Genomic DNA, 21,881 nt, shown 5'->3' with positions numbered 1-21,881 from the left:
AGGTTTATTTTAAATCCGCATCGTCAAAGCTAAAGCCGGTGTCCGGCATGATGTAGAACCCGGTCAGCGCTTTGTTATGGGCTGAGACCAGTTTCTCCACCACCAGCGGTACCCACGGCGACTCTTTCCAGATAATGTCCTGCGCGTCCTTGTAGAGGCGGGCTTTCTCTTCCGGTTTGGTGGTTTTCAGGGCATCGGCCAGGTCTTTGTCCACCTGCGGATTGCTGTAAAACGCGGTGTTGAACAGTGTTGGCGGCCAGTTCTGCGAAGCAAACAGCGGCGACAGCGCCCAGTCGGCTTCACCGGTCGAGGCCGACCAGCCGGTGTAGAACATCCGCACGCCGCTCTCTTTCTGCCCTTTCCCCTCCACTTCTGCCGCACGCTGCCCGGCATCCATCGCGGTGACCTGCGCCTTAATCCCCACCTGCGCCAGCTGCTGCTGGGTGAACTGCAGCACCTTCTGGGCGGTGCTGTGATTGTGCGACGACCACAGCGTGGTGCTGAAGCCGTTCGGGAAACCCGCCTCTTTCAGCAGCTCGCGCGCTTTAGCCGGATCGTACGGCCACGGCTGATAGCTTTGCGCATACGCGATAGCCGGCGGCAGCACGCCGGTGGCCGGGGTGGCATAACCCGCAAAAGCGACCTTCACCAGCGCCTGACGGTTAATGGCATAGTTGATGGCTTCACGCACCTTCGGGTTATCGAACGGCTTCTGCGTGACGTTCATGCTGATGTAGCGCTGCATGATAGACGGGCTGGCAACCAGCTCCAGCTTGCTGTTTTTCTGCAGAATGGCGGCCTGCTCATACGGGATGGGGAAGGCAAACTGCGCCTCGCCGGTTTGCAGCATTGCCGCGCGGGTGTTGTTATCCACCACCGGACGCCAGGTGATGGTGTCCAGCTTCGGCAGCCCCTGCTGCCAGTATCCCGCGAATTTTTTCACCTTCACATAATCGGTCTGGTTCCAGGTGAGCAGCTCGTACGGCCCGGTTCCCACCGGGTGGAAGCCGATCTCTTTACCGTACTTTTTCAGCGCGGCGGGCGAGATCATCGCCGTCGCCGGATGCGCCAGAATATTGATAAACGCGGAGAATGGCTCTTTCAGAGTGATTTTTACCGTTGCCGGGTCAACTACCTCGGTGCTGGCGATATTTTTATACAGGTTATAGCGCTTGAGGCTGTTTTCAGGATTGCTGGCACGGTCGAGGTTGACCTTTACCGCCTCCGCATTGAAATCAGTCCCGTCCTGGAACTTCACGCCGGAACGGAGCTTGATGGTATAGACCAGCCCGTCGTCGGATACGGTGTACCCCTCCGCCAGCACATTTTTCAGCTTCATCTCTCTGTCGAGACCAAACAGCCCCTGATAGAACGATTTCGCCACCGCCTGGGAGAGCGTGTCGTTGGCGTCGTACGGATCGAGCGTGGTGAAGTTGGAGCCGACGGCAACCACCACGTCTTTGGCGGCGAACGCGGGGGCAGCGGCCAGGGCTGCCGTCACGCTCGCGGCTAACAACCATCTACGCGCTACAAATGTAACCATTGTGTTCTCCTGCCTGTTGTAAGTTATAACCGTGAGAAGGCATTGTCCTGGCGCGGCGGAGCCACGAAGTGGCCCGGACCAACCTCACGCAGCGTGACGCGCTCCACGGCTTCGCCGCGTTTACGAATGTTGCTCGGCATCTCATCCTGCAGCAGCACGCGCTGGCCGTGGCGGTGCGCGGGATCGGCAACCGGGACCGCCGCAATAAGCTTGCGCGTGTAGGGGTGCTGCGGGTTCTCAAACACCGCCCTTCGCGGGCCAATCTCCACGATCTGCCCCATAAACATCACCGCCACGCGGTGGCTGATACGCTCAACCACCGCCATGTCGTGCGAGATAAACAGGAAGGCAATCCCCATATCCCGCTGTAAATCCAGCAGTAAGTTGATAATTTGCGCCCGGATCGAGACATCCAGCGCCGAGACGGACTCATCCGCAATCACCACCTTCGGGTTCAGCGCCAGCGCGCGGGCGATGCAGATACGCTGCCGCTGCCCGCCGGAAAACTCGTGCGGATAACGCCAGGCGTGTTCCGGCTTCAGGCCAACGCGTTCCAGCAGCCAGGCCACGCGACGCTGCGCCGCCTCGCCGTCGAGCAGGTTATGCACCCGCAGCGGCTCCATAATTGAGTACCCTACCGTATGGCGCGGGTCGAGAGAGGCATACGGATCCTGGAAGATAAACTGAATATCTCGCCGTATCGCCTGTAATTTATTATCTGGTAGGGTGTCGATACGTTCACCGTTAAAGGTGATCGTCCCCTCCTGGGTCTCCACGAGCCTGAGCAGCGCCCGCCCGGTGGTGGATTTCCCGCAGCCGGACTCTCCTACCAGCGCCAGCGTTTCACCCGGCCAGAGATCAAAACTGACGTTTTCCACCGCATGCACTTCGCGCTTCAGGCGGTTGAAAATTCCGCTGCGCAGCGGAAAGCGGGTCACCAGATTGCGCACTTCGAGTATCGGTTTGCCCGACACCACGGTGTCCTGCTCGCCTTCATCCTCCTGCGGCTCTGTCGCCTCCAGGGAAATCAGCGGAAAACGACGCGGCAAATCGCTGCCGTTCATTGCCCCAAGCCGCGGCACCGCCGCCAGCAGCGCTTTGGTGTAAGGATGCTCGGGGGCATGGAAAATCTGCTCGACCGCACCGGTTTCCACAGCATTGCCCTTGTGCATCACCAGCACCCGATCGGCGATGTCAGCCACTACGCCCATATCGTGAGTGATGAAAATCACCCCCATCTCCATCTCCTGCTGCAGCACTTTGATGAGCTGCAGGATCTGCGCCTGAATCGTCACGTCCAGCGCCGTCGTCGGCTCATCGGCGATCAGCACCGCCGGACGGCAGGAGAGCGCCATGGCAATCATCACCCGCTGGCGCATGCCGCCGGAAAGCTGATGCGGGTAGCGCCCCAGAATGGCCTGCGCCTCCGGAATGCGCACCAGCTCCAGCATGCGTCGGGCCTCTTTGAGCGCCTCATCGCCGCTCAGCCCCTGATGCAGCCGGATGGACTCGGCAATTTGCTCCCCGACCGGGAACACCGGGTTCAGGGAGGTCATCGGCTCCTGGAAGATCATCGCGATATCCGCCCCGCGCACGCCCTGCATCTGCGCGCCGCTCAGCTCGTTTAAATCAATGACCTGACGGTTACGGCGGCGCAGGAGCATTTTCTCGCTGCTGATTTGCCCGCCCGTCTGTTCCAGCAGGCGCATCAGCGCCAGCGCGGTGACCGATTTCCCGGAGCCGGATTCGCCAACAATCGCCAACGTCTCGCCGCGCCTGAGCGAGAACGATAAATTCTGTACTGCGGGGATGAACTGCCGCTCTTCCTGAAACGCAATATTCAGCTGATGGACAGCCAGCACCTCGCGGTTGTCCAGTTCTTCAGTGTGCGGCACGCGCTGCCCCCTTATTCACGATAGATGCCCGTGCTCGGCTCATCACCGGCATAACCCCAGGCGCGGTACATGCCTTCGCTGTTGAACGGCAGGGCCACGTTGCCCTCACGATCGACCGCAATCAGCCCGCCGACGCCGCCCAGGGCAGGTAATTTTTCCATCACCACGCGCTCGCAGGCCTCGCTCAGGCTTAAACCGCCGTAATCCATCAGCGCGGTGATGTCGTAGGCCGCGAGGGCGCGAATAAACACTTCCCCGGTGCCGGTACACGACACCGCTGCCGTGGCGTTATTGGCATAGCAGCCCGCGCCGGGCAGCGGGCTGTCGCCGACGCGTCCCGGCAGCTTGTTGGTCATGCCGCCCGTTGACGTCGCCGCCGCGAGGTTACCGGCTTTATCGAGCGCCACCGCGCCGACCGTGCCCATTTTGGTGGTTTCATCCAGCGGCGCAGTATGGTCAAGCTGCGTTATACCCGCCGTACGGGCTTCCAGCAGCTGCTGATAGCGTTCTTCCGTGGAAAACAGATCCGGCGATACCGGTTCCATTCCGTGCTCAAAGGCAAATTTTTCCGCCCCAGCGCCCGCCAGCAGAACGTGCGGGCTCTCCTCCATCACCAGACGCGCCGCCAGCACCGGATTTCGCAGATGGCTCACGCCCGCCACGGCGCCCGCCTTCAGGGTGACGCCGTCCATCACGCAGGCGTCCAGCTCGTGGGTTTCATCCCGGGTAAAGACCGAACCTATTCCGGCATTAAAGAGCGGACACTCTTCCAGCAGGCGCACCGCCTCGGTGACCACATCCAGCGCGCTCTCGCCCGCTTCCAGCATTTTCTGGCCCGTTTCCACAATGGCGTACAGCGCGTCAATGTAGCGCTTTTCCTGCTCGGGACTGAGCTGTGCACGGGTGATTGCCCCTGCGCCGCCATGAATTGCGATTACCGCATTAACCATTCGCATCACCCGTTAGCCTGATTCGCGGCTTTTTCTATAAATATCATTATCGTCGATGAAACTTCAGATGATTTTTGAATATAGAAAGACGCAACAGTGATGTAAAGCGTACACCCATCGGGTCATACAGTTAGCCGCACTTTTCTGCCATAATGGGCGCTTTCGTTGTTACTCCGCAGGAGCCCACCATGGATTTTACCGCCGGACTGATGCCGCTTGAGACGGCACTCTCGCAGATGCTTGACCGTATTTCTCCGCTGCATGACGTTGAGACGCTGCCGCTTGTGCGCTGTTTTGGTCGTATTGCCGCGCGCGATATCGTCTCGCCGATGAACGTGCCGGGGTTCGATAACTCCGCGATGGACGGTTACGCGGTACGCCTGGCGGATCTCCAGACGGGTAACGCCCTGCCGGTGGCGGGTAAAGCCTTTGCGGGTCAGCCGTTTGGCAGCGAATGGCCTGCGGGCACCTGCGTGCGCATCATGACCGGCGCGCCGGTTCCGCAGGGCTGCGATGCCGTGGTGATGCAGGAAGAGACCGAGCAGACCGACGACGGCGTGCGTTTTACCGCGAACGTTAAAGCGGGCCAGAACATCCGCCGCACGGGCGAAGACATCACCCTCGGCGCGACCGTTTTTGCCGCCGGGCAGAAATTGACGGTAGGTGAACTGCCGGTGCTGGCGTCGCTCGGCATCGCCGAAGTTGACGTTGTCCGCAAGGTGCGCGTGGCGGTTTTCTCCACCGGCGACGAGCTGCAGCTTCCGGGCCAGCCGCTGCAGGACGGCCAGATTTATGACACCAACCGCCTGACGGTACACCTGATGCTGGAGCAGCTGGGCTGCGAGGTGATTAACCTCGGCATCATTCCAGACGACCCGGAAAAACTGCGCGCGGCGTTTATCGAGGCGGACAAATCCGCCGACGTGGTCATCAGCTCCGGCGGCGTCTCCGTGGGCGAAGCGGATTACACTAAAACCCTTCTTGAAGAGCTGGGCGAAATCGCCTTCTGGAAGCTGGCGATTAAGCCGGGCAAACCTTTCGCGTTTGGCAAGCTTCCGCACAGCTGGTTCTGCGGCCTGCCGGGTAACCCGGTCTCTGCGGCACTCACCTTCTACCAGCTGGCGATCCCGCTGCTGGCGAAGCTTTCCGGCAACAAGGCCAGCCCGCTGCCGGAACGCCTGCGCGTGCGTGCCGCTACGCGCCTGAAAAAATCGCCGGGTCGTCTCGATTTCCAGCGCGGCATTCTGGCACGCGGCGCGGACGGTGAGCTCGAAGTGAGCACCACCGGACACCAGGGCTCTCACATTTTCAGCTCCTTCAGTCTGGGTAACTGCTTCATCGTGCTGGAGCGCGAGCGCGGCAACGTGGAAGCCGGCGAGTGGGTTGAGGTAGAAAGCTTTAACCACCTGTTCGGAGGCTGACATGACGGTGGAGCTGAGCGACCAGGAGATGATGCGCTACAACCGCCAGATCGTGCTGCGCGGGTTTGACTTTGAGGGCCAGGAAGCGCTTAAGGCAGCCAATGTGCTGGTCGTCGGTCTCGGCGGGCTGGGCTGCGCCGCCGCGCAGTATCTTGCGGCAGCGGGCGTGGGCAGGATGACGCTGTTGGATTTCGATACCGTCTCGGTGTCCAACCTGCAGCGCCAGACGCTGCACAGCGACGCGACGGTTGGCCAGCCGAAAGTGGGCTCTGCCCGCACGGCGCTGGCGCGCATCAACCCCAACGTTCAGTTCACCCTGATTGACGCGATGCTGGATGACGACGCGCTGTTCGCGCAGATTGCGCAGCACGATCTGGTGCTCGACTGCACCGATAACGTCGCCGTCCGTAACCAGCTGAACGCGGGCTGTTTTGCCCACAAAACCCCACTGGTCTCCGGCGCGGCAATACGCATGGAGGGGCAAATCAGCGTCTTCACGTACGCGGATGGTGAACCCTGCTACCGCTGCCTGAGCCGTCTGTTTGGCGAGAATGCGCTGACCTGCGTCGAGGCGGGCGTGATGGCACCACTCGTCGGCGTGATTGGCTCATTGCAGGCAATGGAAGCGATCAAAGTGCTGGCACACTACGGCACGCCTGCCGCGGGGAAAATCGTGATGTATGACGCGATGACCTGCCAGTTCCGCGAGATGAAGCTGATGCGTAACCCGGGGTGTGAGGTTTGCGGAGGTTAAAGCAAACGGCAACCTTCAGGTTGCCGTTTTAGTGTTTGCTCCCTCTCCGTGTGGGAGAGGGTTGGGGTGAGGGCATCAGGCCGCCCCCGTCAGATAGACGTCCGTCCAAACGCTCCCTGCCAGTCCTGCTCAAACTTCACGATCGCCGCATCCACCGCAGGGGAAGTAATAAACTGCTGCGCCACGTCCAGTGGCAGCGTGATGGACTCGCACCCTGCCAGCAGGCAGTCCAGCGCCTGACGCGGGGTTTTAAAGCTCGCGGCCAGCACCTTTGACTGCGGCGCGTGCAGCGCCAACAGCTGCTGCAGTTCAATTACGGTCTGAATCCCGTCCCCGCCCTGCGCGTCCACGCGGTTAACGTAAGGGGCCACATACTCTGCTCCGGCCAGGGCGGACAGCATCCCCTGCGCGGCGCCATACACCGCCGTGCCCAGCGTCGGGATCCCTTCCGCTTTCAGCATCTTAATGGCTGCCAGCCCTTCTGCGGTCACCGGCACCTTCACCACCAGGTCGTTAATGATAGCGCGCAGCTTGCGCGCGTCTTCCACCATCCCTTCGGCGGTGGTTGCCATTACCTGCGCAAACAGACGGCCCTTACCGCCCAACGCGTCGTGCAGCGCGGGCAGCAGCTCGTCGAGCGGCGTTTTTCCTGCCGCCACAATGCTTGGGTTGGTGGTCACGCCCGCCAGCGGGAAGATACGCGCCAGCTTTTTGACTGCCGCAACGTCAGATGTGTCGAGATAAAGTTCCATGATGTCACCCTCAAAAATTAGCCTGCACTTACCCTATCACGATAAAACCTGCTCAAGAGTTGACCTGAATCAAGATAACTTTCATTCGAAAGTCATTTAATCTTCATATGCAACTTGAGGGCAAAAATATGATCTTCAATATTCAGCGTTATTCCACCCACGACGGCCCCGGTATTCGAACCGTGGTGTTCCTGAAAGGCTGCTCGCTGGGCTGTCGCTGGTGTCAGAACCCGGAAAGCCGCTCGCGCAGCCGGGACGTGCTGTTTGACGCGCGCCTGTGTCTGGAAGGCTGCGACCTGTGCCAGCTGGCGGCACCGGGCTGTATCGAACGCGCGCTCAATGGCCTGGTCATCCACCGCGAAAAGCTGAGTGAAGAGACGCTTAACGCCCTCACCGACTGCTGTCCAACGCAGGCGCTTACCGTCTGCGGTGAAGAGAAGCAGGTGGACGAGATCATGACCACCGTGCTGCGCGACAAACCTTTTTATGACCGCAGCGGCGGCGGGATCACCCTCTCCGGCGGCGAGCCGTTTATGAACCCGGAGCTGGCGCACGCCCTGTTCAAGGCCAGCCACGAACAGGGTATCCACACCGCCGTCGAAACCTGCCTTCACGTGCCGTGGCACTATATCGAGCCGTCATTACCGTACGTCGATCTGTTCCTTGCCGACCTTAAGCACGTCGACGGAGCGGTGTTCAAACAGTGGACCGACGGTTCGGCCAAACGGATCCTGGACAACCTGAAGCGCCTCGCCGCTGCCGGGAAAAAGATCACCATCCGCGTGCCGCTGATCCAGGGCTTTAACGCCGATGAAACGTCCATCACAGCCATTACCAACTTCGCCGCCGACGAACTCGGCGTCGATGATATTCATTTTTTGCCGTATCACACGCTGGGCATGAACAAATACACCCTGCTCAGCCAACCTTACTCTGCCCCTGACAAACCGCTGGATAACCCTGCCCTGCTGGATTTCGCGCAGCAGTATGCCTGCCAGAAAGGGTTAACCGCGACCTTACGAGGATAAACCTATGACCACCCTGAATCTCAACACCCTCAGCGAACGTATTAAAGCGCATAAAATGGCGCTGGTGCATATCGTCAAGCCGCCGGTCTGTACCGAGCGCGCGCAGCATTACACCGAAATGTACCAGCAGCACATGGACAAGCCGATCCCGGTGCGTCGCGCCCTGGCGCTGGCACATCACCTGGCGGAACGCACCATCTGGATCAAGCACGACGAGCTGATTATCGGCAACCAGGCAAGCGAAGTGCGCGCCGCGCCGATCTTCCCGGAATATACTGTCTCCTGGATTGAGAAAGAGATTGACGATCTGGCGGACCGTCCGGGTGCGGGCTTCGCGGTGAGCGAAGAGAACAAGCGTGTGCTGCATGAAATCTGCCCGTGGTGGCGCGGCCAGACGGTGCAGGACCGCTGCTACGGCATGTTCACCGACGAGCAGAAAGGCCTGCTGGAAACCGGCATCATCAAAGCCGAAGGCAACATGACCTCCGGCGACGCGCACCTGGCGGTAAACTTCCCGCTGGTGCTGGAGAAAGGTCTCGACGGCCTGCGCGCCAAAGTGGACGAGCGCCGCTCGCGCATCAACCTGACGGTGCTGGAAGACCTGCACGGCGATCAGTTCCTGAAGGCAATTGATATCGTGCTGGAAGCCGTCAGCCTGCACATCAAACGCTTCGCCGACCTGGCGCGTGAGATGGCGTCTACGGAAACCCGCGAAAGCCGCCGCGACGAGCTGCTGGCGATGGCGGAAAACTGCGACGTGATTGCCCACGAGCCGCCAAAAACATTCTGGCAGGCGCTGCAGCTGTGCTACTTCATTCAGCTGATCCTGCAGATTGAGTCCAACGGCCACTCCGTTTCCTTCGCCCGTATGGACCAGTATCTCTATCCGTACTATCGCCGCGACGTGGAGCTGGACCAGAGCCTGGATCGCGAGCACGCCATCGAGCTGCTGCACAGCTGCTGGCTGAAGCTGCTGGAAGTGAACAAGATCCGCTCCGGCTCGCACTCCAAAGCCTCTGCCGGCAGCCCGCTGTACCAGAACGTCACCATTGGTGGTCAGAAGCTGGTCAACGGCGAGCCGATGGACGCGGTGAACCCGCTCTCCTACGCGATCCTGGAATCCTGCGGCCGTCTGCGCTCTACCCAGCCGAACCTGAGCGTGCGCTATCACGCGGGCATGAGCAACGACTTCCTCGACGCCTGCGTGCAGGTGATCCGCTGCGGCTTCGGGATGCCGGCATTTAACAACGATGAAATCGTGATCCCGGAATTTATCAAGCTTGGCGTGGAGCGCGACGATGCGTATGACTACGCGGCCATCGGCTGTATCGAAACCGCGGTGGGCGGCAAGTGGGGCTACCGCTGCACCGGCATGAGCTTTATCAACTTCGCCCGCGTCATGCTGGCGGCGCTGGAAGGCGGCCGCGACGCCACCAGCGGCAAGGTGTTCCTGCCGCAGGAAAAAGCGCTCTCAGCCGGCAACTTCGACAATTTCGAGGAGGTGATGGCAGCGTGGGACAGCCAGATCCGCTACTACACCCGCAAATCCATCGAGATCGAGTACGTGGTGGATACCATGCTGGAAGAGAACGTCCACGACATTCTCTGCTCGGCGCTGGTGGACGACTGCATCGAACGCGCGAAAAGCATCAAGCAGGGCGGCGCGAAGTATGACTGGGTCTCCGGCCTGCAGGTGGGTATCGCCAACCTCGGCAACAGCCTGGCAGCGGTGAAAAAGCTGGTCTTTGAGCAGGGCGCTATCGGTCAGCAGCAGCTGGCGGCGGCGCTGGCGGATGACTTCGACGGGCTGACCCACGAGCAGCTGCGCCAGCGCCTGATCAACGGCGCGCCGAAGTACGGCAACGACGACGACAGCGTGGACATGCTGCTGACCCGAGCCTATCAGACCTACATTGAAGAGCTGAAGCAGTACCACAACCCGCGCTACGGCCGCGGCCCGATTGGCGGTAACTACTACGCGGGCACGTCGTCTATCTCCGCTAACGTGCCGTTCGGCGCGGCGACGATGGCGACGCCGGACGGACGTAAGGCGCATACCCCACTGGCGGAAGGGGCCAGCCCGGCCTCCGGTACCGACCACCTCGGCCCGACGGCGGTGATCGGCTCGGTCGGTAAACTGCCTACCGAGGCGATCCTGGGCGGCGTGCTGCTTAACCAGAAGCTGAACCCGTCGACGCTGGAAAACGACAGCGATCGCCAGAAGCTGATGGTACTGCTGCGTACCTTCTTCGAGGTGCACAAGGGCTGGCATATTCAGTACAACATCGTCTCGCGCGAAACGCTGCTGGAGGCGAAGAAACACCCGGACCAGTACCGCGACCTGGTAGTGCGCGTGGCGGGTTACTCGGCGTTCTTCACCGCCCTGTCGCCGGATGCGCAGGACGATATTATCGCCCGTACTGAGCATACGCTGTAGCGAAGTATTCCCTCTCCCCGTGGGAGAGGGAGAAAACACTAAAAACGGCAACCTCGGTTGCCGTTTTGCTTTTACTTTCGAATGAAATTAAATTTGTGCTCCCCGTCACCTTGTTATTAGAATGTTTCAAAACGCAGTGACCCAGGAGCACAGTATGACCGTTAAAGTTATCGTCACCGATATGGACGGAACTTTCCTTGATGATGCCAAGCAGTACGATCGTGACCGCTTCCAGGCACAGTTTGAGCAGCTTAAAGCCCGCGATATTGAATTCGTTGTCGCCAGCGGCAATCAGTATTACCAGCTCATCTCCTTCTTCCCCGAGCTGAAAGAGCAGATCTCCTTCGTGGCGGAGAACGGCGCGCTGGTGTTTGACCACGGCGAACAGGTTTTCCACGGCGAGCTGACCCGCCATGAGTCGCAGATCGTTATTGGCGAACTGCTGAAAGACGAAGGGCTGAACTTTGTAGCCTGCGGTCTGGAGAGCGCCTACGTCAGCGACAAAGCCCCGGACGCCTTCGTGGCGCTGATGTCAAAGCACTATCACCGCTTAAAACGCATCAGCGATTACCGCGAAATCGACGACGTGCTGTTTAAGTTCTCCCTGAACCTGCCGGACAGCGATATCCCGAACCTGGTCGATAAACTGCACGTCTCCCTGGACGGCATCATGAAGCCTGTCACCAGCGGTTTCGGTTTTGTCGATTTGATTATCCCCGGCCTGCACAAAGCCAACGGCATTAGCCGCCTGCTGAAACGCTGGAAAATCTCCCCGCAGGAGTGCGTCGGCATTGGCGACAGCGGCAACGATGCCGAGATGCTGAAGCTGGTGAAATACTCTTTTGCGATGGGCAACGCGGCGCAGAGCATTAAAGACATTAGCCGCTACAGCACCGACGATAACAACCATCAGGGCGCGCTGAACGTCATTCAGGCCGTGCTCGACAACCACTCTCCTTTCGACGTCTGATCCTTTCCTCGCCGGAGCCCCGCTCCGGCCTCTCACTCTTTTTCCGACCTGTGGCTTGCGTCAAGTTTTTAAACTTGCATTAACTTATTTTTAACTTAAAGTATCACTTGTAGACATTTTTACTTTCGAATGAAAGATGCGAGGCAGTTATGACCTTTACCAGTGAAACCTTGCCAGCGGACCACAAAGCGGCAATCCGTCAGTTAAAACGTGAGTTACGCGCGCAGATCGGCGACGTGCAGGCGGTGTTCGACAAGCTCAGCGATAAAATCGCCACCCGCGTGGCGGAGATCAACGCCCTGAAAAATAAAGGCGAATCCGTCTGGCCGGTGATTCCGTTTGCAGATGTGAAAAACGGCACGATTACCGACGCTCAGCGCGAGGCCGTTAAGCGCCGCGGCTGCGCGGTGATTAAAGGTCACTTCCCCCGCGAGCAGGCGCTGGCGTGGGATCGGTCGATGCTCGACTACCTCGATCTGAACAAGTTTGACGAGGTGTACAAAGGGCCGGGCGACAACTTCTTCGGCACCTTAACCGCCTCCCGCCCGGAGATTTACCCGATCTACTGGTCCCAGGCGCAAATGCAGGCGCGCCAGAGTGAAGAGATGGCGCAGGTGCAGTCGTTCCTGAACCGTTTATGGACATTCGAGAGCAACGGCAAGCAGTGGTTTAACCCTGACGTCAGCGTGATTTACCCGGACCGCATTCGCCGCCGTCCGCCGGGAACCACCTCCAAAGGGCTGGGGGCGCATACCGATTCCGGCGCGCTGGAGCGCTGGCTGCTGCCGGCTTACCAGCAGGTGTTTGCCCGCGTGTTTGACGGCAACGTCGAGAAATACGATCCGTGGAACGCCGCGCACCGTACTGAAGTGGAAGAATATACCGTGGATAACACCACCAAGTGCTCGGTGTTCCGCACCTTCCAGGGCTGGACGGCGCTGTCGGACATGATCCCCGGCCAGGGGCTGCTGCACGTGGTGCCGATCCCGGAAGCGATGGCCTACATTCTGCTGCGTCCTCTGCTGGACGACGTGCCAGAAGACGAACTGTGCGGCGTGGCGCCGGGGCGCGTGCTGCCGATTTCCGAGAAGTGGCACCCGCTGCTTGTCGAAGCATTGACCAGCATTCCGGCGCTGGAAGCCGGTGATTCCGTGTGGTGGCACTGCGACGTGATCCACTCCGTCGCGCCGGTGGAAAATCAGCAGGGCTGGGGCAACGTGATGTACATCCCCGCCGCGCCAATGTGCGAGAAGAACCTCGCCTATGCGAAAAAGGTCAAGGAAGCGCTGGAAACCGGCGCGTCGCCGGGAGACTTCCCGCGCGAGGATTATGAAAAAAGCTGGCAGGACCGTTTTACCGTGAACGATCTCAATATCCACGGCAAGCGTGCGCTGGGCATGGCTTAACTGTCGTACAGCCCTTCCCGCTCCACGGCGGTGCGTCGTTTCCCCTGACGTATCCGCCGTACCGATTCCCGCACGGCCAGCGTGCCGTTCAGCAGCAATGTTCCTACCGGCGCGTCCGGGCGCATCAGCCGCTGCTGGAGCATATGCACCGCTTCCGTTCCCAGCTCGTCGCGGGGAACATGCACCGCCGTTAAGGGCACATCCTGAATCGCCGCCAGATTAAAGCCGTCAATGCTCATCACCGAGACGTCCTGCGGCACGCGCAGACCGTGATTTTGCAGCGCGCTGATGGTGCCCGCCGCCATAAAGTCCCCGCCTACCAGGAACGCCGTCGGCAGGTCTTTTCCCTTCTGTTGGTTAAGCCACTCGCTCACCAGTTGCTCCGTCTCTCTGGCGCTGAAGCTTGGCACCACCAGCAGATCGCGCCTGTCGTTAAACCTGAGATTATGAGCGTGCCACGCGTCGCGGATCCCCGCCAGGCGCAGCTCCATGGTGTAGCGACGCAGGCACAGCACGTTCATCACCTCGCGGTGCCCCATCTCGAACAGGTACTCCGCCGCCCGCTCGCCAATAGCACGGTGATCCGGGGCAACGGCAGGCAGGCGCATGCGGCGGTCCCGACAGTTAATCAGCATGCAGGGTTTCCCCACATCCACCGCCAGATCGTGGATATGCGGATCGTCGATACCGAGCAGAATGGCCGCCTGGGTATCCGGCTCGTTCATGCGTGCCAGAAAAATCTGGGCGTCGCTGTCGTTCTCCTCCAGCGCGCAGTAGCGCAGCCGAACCTCGTGCGAGGCAAGCCCTTTGCTCACGCTCTGGATCACGCGGTAGTAAAAGATGTCGGACCGCTCGTCGAAGGCACGCTGAGGGGCAAAAACCACCAGGCTGTTAAGCAGCAGACGCCCCGCCGCCATGCCGTCCATTACCCCCAGCTCCCGCGCGCACGCCAGCACCTTAGCCCGCGCCTTTTCGCTGGTATTCGCTTTGCCTGCCAGCACACGGGAAACCGTACTGATGGAGAGCTGGGTACGGGCGGCGATTTCGGTGATTTTTAGCCTTTTGTCCATTTTGTGATCTGGCTCCATTTGCGAAATGAAAAAATTTTCATAGCGTATTCATCAGGCAATAACTGACATAAAGACCATCATGCCAGAGGGTTTACGTCAGTTATGAGAAATTTTGCACAAAATCCACTTTTGCCCTCTCATTTTCTTCCCTAAGGTGAACTTGTCACACAGCTTCCATACTAGTTGTATAGCAACTTAAGCATTCTAAGCGGATAGAAATCAAAGGCATAACAATCTGTGTGACACCTGAACCTCCGTCCCCTTACCGTCCGTCTTGTGGAGAGTAAAATGAGTCAGGACATCAATAACACCGTTGCGACAAGCAAAACCCGTCGCGTCATTAAGAATTTGCGCTGGTACGTGCTGGTGCTGTTTTTACTTGGCGTCACCGTTAACTACATCACCCGTAACTCACTGGGGATCCTCGCCCCGGAACTGAAAGAGAGCCTCGGGATCACCACCGAGCAGTACTCCTGGATAGTCGGCGCGTTTCAGATCGCCTACACCATTTTCCAGCCCCTGTGCGGCTGGCTGATTGACGTTATCGGCCTGAAGATTGGCTTTATGGTCTGCGCCGGGATCTGGGCGCTGATGTGTATCTTCCACGCGGGTGCCGGAAGCTGGCTACATCTCGCGATTCTGCGCTTCTTTATGGGTGCTTCCGAAGCTGCCGCCACGCCAGCGAATGCCAAAACCATCGGTGAATGGTTCCCGAAATCAGAGCGTCCCGTTGCCGCCGGCTGGGCGGGCGTGGGCTTCTCCATCGGCGCGATGCTGGCCCCGCCTATCATCTACTTTGCTCACGCGTCGTTCGGCTGGCAGGGCGCGTTTATGTTTACCGGCGTGCTGGCGCTGCTGTGGGTGATCCTCTGGTGGGCGTTCTACCACAACCCGGAACAGCACCCGAACCTGAGCCGCGACGAGCTGGCGTTTATCAAGCAGGATAACGAACCCGCACCGGTCAAGCTGCCCTTCCTGACCGCGCTGAAAACCGTCTCGAAAAACAAACGCTTCTACGGTATCGCCATCCCAGCCTTTATGGCAGAACCCGCCTGGGCGGTGCTGAGCTTCTGGGTGCCCCTGTACCTCGCCAAAGAGCACGGCATGGACCTGAAGCAGATTGCGATGTTTGCCTGGCTGCCCTTCCTCGCCGCCGACCTCGGCAGCGTGGCAAGCGGCTACCTGACGCGCCTGTACACCCGCTGGTTCGGCTGCTCCCGCGTGAACTCGGTGGTGGCAAGCTCCGTCACCGGCGCGTTTCTGATGATTTCTCTGGCCATCGTCGCCGTGACCCGCGACCCGTATATCACCATCGTGCTGATCTCCATCGGCGGCTTCGGGCACCAGATTATCTCCTGCATGCTGAGCGCGCTGGTGGTGGAGTCCTTCGACAAAGGCCAGATGGCGACCGTCAACGGCATGCGCGGCTCGGCGGCGTGGATCGCCAGCTTCCTGTTCTCGCTATTAATCGGGGTGACCGCCGACAAAATCGGCTTCAACCCGCTCTTTATTGCCATGGGCTTTTTTGACCTGATTGGCGCTCTCTTCCTGGTGGCATTTATTGCTGAACGTCGCGCCAAGCGCGCCTGATAGTGGATGTATTGCATATGAAAACCCTGAAAAACTGGACCGTTGATAAGCAGTCTGCGAATCATCTGGAGCTGCTGGTCGATAACCAGCACCGCCTGTGCCTGTACGTGCTGGAACAAAACCTGTTCCGCGTGCTGATTAAGCGCAAAGGCGAGCTGGCGCTGGACCGCACCTGGAGCATCGCGCCGGAACAGGACGTGCCGTGGGAAGGCCGCCATCGTGACGACTTGAGCGGTTTCTCCTGCCCGGCCTGGACCCTGACGCAGCAGGATGACGCAGTGACGGTGGCAACCGAGCAGCTGCGCGTCACCGTCCACCAGCCCCTGTGGCTGGAGTGGCACTACCGTAATGATGCGGGCGAATGGCAGCCGCTGGTCCAGGATCGCCCGACCAGCGCCTACCTGCTGAACGCCCACGGCGACGGCGTGGCGCACTATCTCAGCCGCCGTAAGGACGAGCGTTTTTACGGCCTGGGTGAGAAAGCGGGCGATCTGCAGCGCAACGGCAAACGCTACGAGATGCGTAACCTGGACGCGATGGGCTATAACGCCGCCAGCACCGACCCGCTCTACAAGCACATTCCGTTCACCCTTACCCGCCGCGACGACGTGAGCTACGGCCTGTTCTACGACAACCTGAGCAGTTGCTGGCTGGATCTGGGCAACGAGATCGACAACTATCACACCGCCTATCGCCGCTGGCAGGCGGAAGCGGGCGATATTGATTACTACCTCTTTACCGGCAAGCGCGCGCTGGACGTCACCAAAGCCTTCGTGCGCCTGACCGGGAAAACGCTGTTTGGGCCGAAGTGGAGCCTGGGCTACAGCGGCTCGACCATGCACTACACCGACGCGCCGGACGCGCAGAATCAGCTGATGAACTTCATCCGCCTGTGCGAAGAGCACGCCATTCCGTGCGATTCGTTCCAGCTCTCGTCCGGCTATACCTCCATCAACGGCAAACGCTACGTCTTCAACTGGAACTACGACAAAGTGCCGCAGCCGAAGGCGATGAGCCAGGCCTTCCACGACGCGGGACTGAAGCTTGCGGCCAACATCAAGCCGTGCCTGCTGCAGGATCATCCCCGCTATAACGAAGTGGCGGAACGCGGCCTGTTCATTCGCGATTCAGAAACCGACGCGCCTGAACGTTCCAGCTTCTGGGATGACGAAGGCTCGCACCTCGACTTCACCAACCCGCAGACGGTGCAGTGGTGGCAGAACGGCGTGACCACGCAGCTGCTGGAGATGGGCATCGACTCCACCTGGAACGACAACAACGAGTACGAAGTGTGGGACGGGGAAGCCCGCTGCTTTGGCTTCGGCAAGGAGATCGCCATCAAGCACATTCGCCCGGTGATGCCGCTGCTGATGATGCGCGCCTCGCTGGAAGCGCAGCAGCGCTTTGCGCCGGAAAAACGCCCGTATCTCATCTCCCGCTCCGGCTGCGCCGGGATGCAGCGCTACGTTCAGACCTGGAGCGGCGACAACCGCACTAACTGGGACACCCTGCGCTATAACATCCGCATGGGGCTGGGCATGAGCCTGTCCGGATTATTCAACGTCGGGCACGACGTCGGCGGTTTCTCCGGCGACAAGCCGGACGCCGAGCTGTTCGTGCGCTGGGTGCAGAACGGCGTAATGCACCCGCGCTTTACCATCCATTCCTGGAATGACGATCGCACCGTGAACGAGCCGTGGATGTACCCGGGCGTCACGCCTGCCATTCGCGGCGCCATTGAGCTGCGCTACCGCCTGCTGCCGTATCTCTACACCCTGCTCTGGCAGGCGCACGCCGACGACGAGCCGATGCTGCGCCCGACCTTCCTCGACCACGAGCACGACGCGCAGACCTTCGAAGAGTGCGATGACTTCCTGCTGGGCCGCGACCTGCTGGTGGCAAGCGTCGTCGAAGCCGGGCAGCGCGAGCGCCGCGTCTGGCTGCCAGATAACGAAACGGGCTGGTACGATTTTTACACCCACGCGTGGTATGCGGGCGGGCAATCCATCGTTCTCGACGCGCCGCTGGAAAAACTGCCGCTGCTGGTGCGCGCCGGGGCCGGTCTGCCGCTTAGCGAGCGCATCACGCATGTGAGTGCTGAAAAAGATACGACCCGCGAGCTGAAGCTGTTCCCGGTTAAAGGCGTCGGCACAACCACGGGGCTGCTGTTTGAGGACGACGGTGAAAGCTGGGGCTATCAAAAGGGCAATGCGCTGTGGGTGGAATGGGAAATGGAGTGTGATGGCGCAACCATCAACCTGAAGGTCAACGCGCGCGGGGATTATCGTCCGGCGTGGAAGGCGCTTAAGGTGTCGTTACCTGCGGGGGAAAAACGTACGCTGCGGGTGAACGGGGTTGAAGGGAGCGAGTGGGTGGTGTAGTGCGGCCAGATGCCCTCACCCTAACCCTCTCCCACGGGGAGAGGGGATAAAGGCACGACGCCTTTCCCTAAGTATTTCGCGCTGCAGGAAGGCGGCAAACCTGTGAATCCCCGGGAGCTTACATAAGTAAGTGACCGGGGTGAACAGGTGCAGCCAACGCATCTGCAGCGTGAAAGACGACGGGAAATTAGCCGTCGATACCTTTGCTGCGCAGGTAATCTTCGTAGTTACCGGTGAAGTCCACCACGCGCTCTGGCGTAATTTCGATCACGCGGGTCGCCAGGGAGCTGACGAACTCACGGTCGTGAGAGACGAAGATTAGGGTGCCCTGATACATCTCAAGCGCCATGTTCAGCGATTCGATCGATTCCATGTCCAGGTGGTTGGTCGGTTCGTCCATCACCAGAATGTTCGGTTTTTCCATCATCAGCTTGCCGAAGAGCATGCGGCCTTTTTCACCACCGGAGAGCACTTTGGCGGGCTTTTTGATGTCGTCCTGGCTGAACAGCAGACGACCCAGAATGCTGCGCACCGCCTGCTCGTCGTCACCTTCCTGCTTCCACTGGCTCATCCAGTCGAAGACGGTCAGGTCGTTTTCGAACTCATATTCGTGGTCCTGCGCGTAGTAACCAATCTGCGCGTTTTCAGACCACTTCACGGTGCCGTTGTCCGGCTGCAGTTCACCCACCAGGGTTTTCAGCAGGGTAGATTTACCCACGCCGTTGGCGCCCAGAATGGCAATCTTCTCACCCACTTCCAGCAGCAGGTTGAAGTTTTTAAACAGCGGGCCTTCATCGAAGCCTTTGGTAAGGGCTTCCACTTCCAGCGCGTTACGGAACAGTTTCTTGTCCTGCTCGAAGCGGATGAACGGGTTCTGACGGCTGGAGGCTTTAACTTCTTCCAGCTTAATTTTGTCGATCTGACGGGCGCGCGATGTTGCCTGACGTGATTTAGAGGCGTTAGCGCTGAAGCGGCTCACGAAGGACTGCAGGTCCGCAATCTGTGCTTTCTTCTTGGCGTTATCTGCCAGCAGACGCTCGCGCGCCTGGGTGGCTGCCGTCATGTACTCGTCGTAGTTGCCCGGATATACGCGCAGCTCGCCATAGTCCAGATCCGCCATGTGCGTACAGACCATGTTCAGGAAGTGACGGTCGTGCGAGATGATGATCATGGTGCTGTCGCGGTCGTTCAGCGTCTGCTCCAGCCAGCGGATGGTGTCGATATCCAGGTTGTTCGTTGGTTCGTCGAGCAGCAGGATGTCCGGGTTAGAGAACAGCGCCTGCGCCAGCAGCACGCGCAGCTTCCAGCCAGGCGCGACTTCGCTCATCGGGCCGTAATGCTGTTCAACCGGAATACCCACGCCCAGCAGCAGCTCGCCCGCGCGGGCTTCCGCAGAGTAGCCGTCCATTTCGCCGTACTGCGTTTCCAGATCGGCCACTTTATAGCCGTCTTCTTCGCTCATTTCGGCGAGACCGTAGATACGATCGCGCTCCTGCTTCACTTCCCACAGCTCCGCGTGCCCCATGATCACGGTGTCGAGCACGGTGAACTCTTCGAAGGCGAACTGATCCTGACGCAGCTTACCGATACGCTCGTTCGGATCGAGCGACACGTTGCCCAGCGTCGGCTCTAAATCGCCGCCGAGGATCTTCATAAAGGTGGATTTTCCGCTACCGTTGGCACCAATCAGGCCGTAACGGTTGCCGCCGCCAAATTTGACGGAAATGTTTTCGAACAGCGGCTTACTGCCAAACTGCATAGTGACGTTGCTGGTAACTAACACGGAGAGATTCCTGCGAAAAGTGTGATAAACACGGCATTATGCCACAATTCCGAATTGAGATCCCGTGTTGCGGCAATCCACTAAACTTTAACAAAATCGAAAAAAATGTGATTTCGTACACATCTGAATTCCCTGTTAGCGGGAATGCACATATAATGCGCTCCCATCACAGATTCAGACTTATCAACTCATCGCCTGAATGGCTTAGATACCTCGCACAACATGAACATGAAATTAACAACGCTTTTTGCGGCGGCGTTAGCCGTAGTAGGTTTTTGTAAGACCGCGTCTGCGGTGACGTATCCCCTGCCGACAGACGGAAGCCGTCTGGTGGGTCAAAACCAGGTGGTGACGGTGCCTGAGGGTAACTCTCAGCCGCTGGAGTATTTCGCCGCGCAGTACCAGTTGGGCCTGTCCAACATGCTGGAAGCGAACCCGGGCGTTGACCCGTATCTGCCAAAAGCAGGTACCGTGCTGAATATTCCTCAGCAGTTGATCCTGCCGGATACCGTTCATGAAGGCATCGTGATTAACAGCGCCGAAATGCGCCTGTATTACTACCCGAAAGGCACTAATACCGTTATCGTGCTGCCAATCGGTATCGGCCAGTTGGGTAAAGACACCCCGCTGAACTGGACCACCAAAGTAGAGCGTAAGAAAGCGGGCCCAACCTGGACCCCTACCGCCAAAATGCACGCGGAATACATCGCTGCGGGCGAGCCGCTGCCCGCCGTTGTGCCAGCCGGCCCGGATAACCCGATGGGCCTGTACGCGCTGTATATTGGTCGTCTGTACGCCATCCACGGCACCAACGCCAACTTCGGTATCGGCCTGCGCGTGAGCCACGGCTGCGTGCGCCTGCGTAACGACGACATCAAGTTCCTGTTCGAAAACGTGCCGGTCGGTACGCGCGTGCAGTTCATCAACGAACCGGTGAAAGCGACGTCTGAGCCAGACGGCAGCCGCTACATCGAAGTGCACAACCCGCTGTCAACCAGCGAAGACCAGATCAACAACAACGAGATCGTGCCGATTACGCTGAACAGCGCGGTGCAGTCCGTGACCTCTCAGCCAGACGTGGAAACCACCATCGTCGACCAGGCGATTCAGAACCGTTCCGGTATGCCGGTGCGTCTGAACTAATCACGCGCATCAAAAAAGCGGGCCTCGAGGCCCGCTTTTTTTTATCCGTTATTCACTATCACAATCCCGCCGTGGTCGTAACGATAGTGGCAGTGGGCATACTCCAGCGGCGTGCCATCTTCCAGATAAATGACCTGCTCCACCTCCAGCACCGGATCGGTTTCCTCACAGACCAGATGCTCTCTGTCCAGCGCGCTGGGCTTTAGCGCCCGCACGACCCGGTATGACCCCATAATTTTCAGCCCCAGGGTTTCCTGAACGTACTGAAACACCGAACCTTCAAGGTGGTTTTTCGTCAGGCCCGGCACCAGATTCATCGGCATCACCGTGGAATCCAGCGACATTGGTTCGCCGTTCAGTAAACGCAGGCGAATGAAGTCGTAGATCGGCGCATCGGCGTTAATCATCAGCGACGCCTGCTCTTTTTCGTTCGGGAAGCGCAGTTCGAAATGCACCACCTGGCTCGTGACCGTACCCAGATGCGCCCAGGTTTTGGTCGCGCCAAAGTAGTCGCTGCCGGAGAGATCCCACTGCGAGAGCTGGAGGAAGTTTTTGCGGATGAACGTTCCCTGCCCCTGACGGGTGTAGACCAGCCCTTCGACGATCAGCTGGCGCATCGCCTGCTGAATAGTCATCCGGCTGGTGCTGAACTCCGCCGCCAGTGCAAACTGGTCCGGCAGGGGTTCGTTGGCGGCGTACTGCTGGCTGATAATGCGTTTCTTAATTTCCCGCGCTATGGTGATGTACTTCGCCGCCAT

16 protein-coding genes are annotated in these 21,881 nt (G+C 59.4%); 9 read left to right on the top strand and 7 right to left on the bottom strand.

The genetic code is table 11. The annotated features are described in order from the left end of the window. Positions 1 to 4: 4 nt before the first annotated feature. Genes gsiB through iaaA form a run of 3 tightly spaced genes read right to left on the bottom strand, consistent with a single transcriptional unit; the run spans position 5 to position 4,388 of the window. Positions 5 to 1,543 carry a glutathione ABC transporter substrate-binding protein GsiB gene (gsiB, locus tag IM265_RS04585; RefSeq protein WP_193030903.1) on the bottom strand — a complete coding sequence of 513 codons (1,539 nt, stop codon included), beginning with the start codon at positions 1,541 to 1,543 and terminating at the stop codon, positions 5 to 7. Between the two features lie 23 nt (positions 1,544 to 1,566). Beyond that, complete coding sequence (gene gsiA / locus IM265_RS04580; RefSeq protein WP_045630941.1) at positions 1,567 to 3,438, bottom strand: glutathione ABC transporter ATP-binding protein GsiA; 1,872 nt, start codon at positions 3,436 to 3,438, stop codon at positions 1,567 to 1,569. An 11-nt stretch (positions 3,439 to 3,449) separates the two neighbouring features. Beyond that, entirely contained in the window at positions 3,450 to 4,388 is a 939-nt protein-coding gene (gene iaaA, locus IM265_RS04575; protein WP_045260003.1) for a beta-aspartyl-peptidase, read from the bottom strand. Between the two features lie 188 nt (positions 4,389 to 4,576). Between iaaA and moeA the strand changes: the two genes are divergently transcribed. Beyond that, positions 4,577 to 5,809, top strand: coding sequence for a molybdopterin molybdotransferase MoeA (gene moeA, locus IM265_RS04570; protein ID WP_193030901.1), 1,233 nt, complete (start codon positions 4,577 to 4,579; stop codon positions 5,807 to 5,809). 1 nt (position 5,810) lies between these two features. Next, on the top strand, positions 5,811 to 6,563 hold the full coding sequence (gene moeB / locus IM265_RS04565; RefSeq protein WP_193030899.1) for a molybdopterin-synthase adenylyltransferase MoeB: 753 nt from the start codon (positions 5,811 to 5,813) through the stop codon (positions 6,561 to 6,563). 89 nt (positions 6,564 to 6,652) lie between these two features. Here the strand turns inward: moeB and fsa are convergent, their stop codons facing one another. Continuing rightward, a complete protein-coding gene (gene fsa, locus IM265_RS04560) occupies positions 6,653 to 7,315 on the bottom strand; it encodes a fructose-6-phosphate aldolase (RefSeq protein WP_028012473.1) in 663 nt (220 codons plus the stop codon). Between the two features lie 128 nt (positions 7,316 to 7,443). Here fsa and IM265_RS04555 point away from each other — a divergent pair, with 128 nt between their 5' ends. The 4 genes from IM265_RS04555 (at position 7,444) to IM265_RS04540 (ending at position 13,156) form a co-directional block, all read left to right on the top strand. Beyond that, positions 7,444 to 8,343, top strand: a complete 900-nt coding sequence (locus tag IM265_RS04555) for a glycyl-radical enzyme activating protein (protein ID WP_193030897.1) — start codon at positions 7,444 to 7,446, stop codon at positions 8,341 to 8,343. 4 nt (positions 8,344 to 8,347) lie between these two features. After that, a complete protein-coding gene (locus IM265_RS04550) occupies positions 8,348 to 10,780 on the top strand; it encodes a formate C-acetyltransferase/glycerol dehydratase family glycyl radical enzyme (protein ID WP_045630937.1) in 2,433 nt (810 codons plus the stop codon). A gap of 154 nt (positions 10,781 to 10,934) precedes the next feature. Continuing rightward, a complete protein-coding gene (locus IM265_RS04545; protein WP_028012470.1) occupies positions 10,935 to 11,750 on the top strand; it encodes a Cof-type HAD-IIB family hydrolase in 816 nt (271 codons plus the stop codon). 149 nt (positions 11,751 to 11,899) lie between these two features. Continuing rightward, positions 11,900 to 13,156, top strand: a complete 1,257-nt coding sequence (locus tag IM265_RS04540; RefSeq protein ID WP_045259977.1) for a DUF1479 domain-containing protein — start codon at positions 11,900 to 11,902, stop codon at positions 13,154 to 13,156. Here the strand turns inward: IM265_RS04540 and IM265_RS04535 are convergent. Further along, the gene (locus IM265_RS04535; RefSeq protein WP_047368158.1) at positions 13,153 to 14,226 is read right to left on the bottom strand and encodes a LacI family DNA-binding transcriptional regulator; all 1,074 of its coding nucleotides are present in this window, start codon (positions 14,224 to 14,226) and stop codon (positions 13,153 to 13,155) included. The two genes, IM265_RS04540 and IM265_RS04535, sit on opposite strands and share 4 nt — an antisense overlap. A gap of 288 nt (positions 14,227 to 14,514) precedes the next feature. On the opposite strand from IM265_RS04535, the gene IM265_RS04530 reads away from it, so the two are divergent. Both IM265_RS04530 and IM265_RS04525 read left to right on the top strand, forming a co-directional pair. After that, on the top strand, positions 14,515 to 15,816 hold the full coding sequence (locus tag IM265_RS04530; protein WP_028012467.1) for an MFS transporter: 1,302 nt from the start codon (positions 14,515 to 14,517) through the stop codon (positions 15,814 to 15,816). A 17-nt stretch (positions 15,817 to 15,833) separates the two neighbouring features. After that, positions 15,834 to 18,197, top strand: coding sequence for a TIM-barrel domain-containing protein (locus tag IM265_RS04525; protein WP_193030895.1), 2,364 nt, complete (start codon positions 15,834 to 15,836; stop codon positions 18,195 to 18,197). A gap of 187 nt (positions 18,198 to 18,384) precedes the next feature. Here the strand turns inward: IM265_RS04525 and IM265_RS04520 are convergent, their stop codons facing one another. Next, positions 18,385 to 19,980, bottom strand: coding sequence for an ABC-F family ATPase (locus IM265_RS04520; RefSeq protein WP_041910703.1), 1,596 nt, complete (start codon positions 19,978 to 19,980; stop codon positions 18,385 to 18,387). A gap of 222 nt (positions 19,981 to 20,202) precedes the next feature. On the opposite strand from IM265_RS04520, the gene ldtB reads away from it, so the two are divergent. Next, positions 20,203 to 21,123 carry a L,D-transpeptidase gene (ldtB, locus tag IM265_RS04515; protein WP_008501186.1) on the top strand — a complete coding sequence of 307 codons (921 nt, stop codon included), beginning with the start codon at positions 20,203 to 20,205 and terminating at the stop codon, positions 21,121 to 21,123. 41 nt (positions 21,124 to 21,164) lie between these two features. On the opposite strand, the gene IM265_RS04510 is transcribed toward ldtB, so the two are convergent. Then, positions 21,165 to 21,881: a GntR family transcriptional regulator gene (locus tag IM265_RS04510; protein ID WP_025912880.1), complete on the bottom strand. Its 717-nt coding sequence runs from the start codon at positions 21,879 to 21,881 to the stop codon at positions 21,165 to 21,167.

The organism is Enterobacter cloacae complex sp. P17RS (genome assembly GCF_014895885.1).
Classification (GTDB): Bacteria; Pseudomonadota; Gammaproteobacteria; order Enterobacterales; family Enterobacteriaceae; genus Enterobacter; species Enterobacter bugandensis.
Note: the sequence above shows the minus strand (reverse complement) of the source record. Positions and strands in the feature narration are given on the sequence as shown.

Bases quoted from the DNA above. Each gene is read 5' to 3' on its own strand.
- IM265_RS04540 (WP_045259977.1), top strand. From the start codon at position 11,900: ATGACCTTTACCAGTGAAACCTTGCCAGCGGACCACAAAGCGGCAATC.
- gsiB (WP_193030903.1), bottom strand. From the start codon at position 1,543: ATGGTTACATTTGTAGCGCGTAGATGGTTGTTAGCCGCGAGCGTGACG.
- IM265_RS04525 (WP_193030895.1), top strand. From the start codon at position 15,834: ATGAAAACCCTGAAAAACTGGACCGTTGATAAGCAGTCTGCGAATCAT.
- moeA (WP_193030901.1), top strand. From the start codon at position 4,577: ATGGATTTTACCGCCGGACTGATGCCGCTTGAGACGGCACTCTCGCAG.
- ldtB (WP_008501186.1), top strand. From the start codon at position 20,203: ATGAACATGAAATTAACAACGCTTTTTGCGGCGGCGTTAGCCGTAGTA.
- iaaA (WP_045260003.1), bottom strand. From the start codon at position 4,388: ATGGTTAATGCGGTAATCGCAATTCATGGCGGCGCAGGGGCAATCACC.
- IM265_RS04555 (WP_193030897.1), top strand. From the start codon at position 7,444: ATGATCTTCAATATTCAGCGTTATTCCACCCACGACGGCCCCGGTATT.
- fsa (WP_028012473.1), bottom strand. From the start codon at position 7,315: ATGGAACTTTATCTCGACACATCTGACGTTGCGGCAGTCAAAAAGCTG.
- moeB (WP_193030899.1), top strand. From the start codon at position 5,811: ATGACGGTGGAGCTGAGCGACCAGGAGATGATGCGCTACAACCGCCAG.
- IM265_RS04535 (WP_047368158.1), bottom strand. From the start codon at position 14,226: ATGGACAAAAGGCTAAAAATCACCGAAATCGCCGCCCGTACCCAGCTC.
- IM265_RS04530 (WP_028012467.1), top strand. From the start codon at position 14,515: ATGAGTCAGGACATCAATAACACCGTTGCGACAAGCAAAACCCGTCGC.
- IM265_RS04545 (WP_028012470.1), top strand. From the start codon at position 10,935: ATGACCGTTAAAGTTATCGTCACCGATATGGACGGAACTTTCCTTGAT.
- IM265_RS04510 (WP_025912880.1), bottom strand. From the start codon at position 21,881: ATGGCGGCGAAGTACATCACCATAGCGCGGGAAATTAAGAAACGCATT.
- IM265_RS04550 (WP_045630937.1), top strand. From the start codon at position 8,348: ATGACCACCCTGAATCTCAACACCCTCAGCGAACGTATTAAAGCGCAT.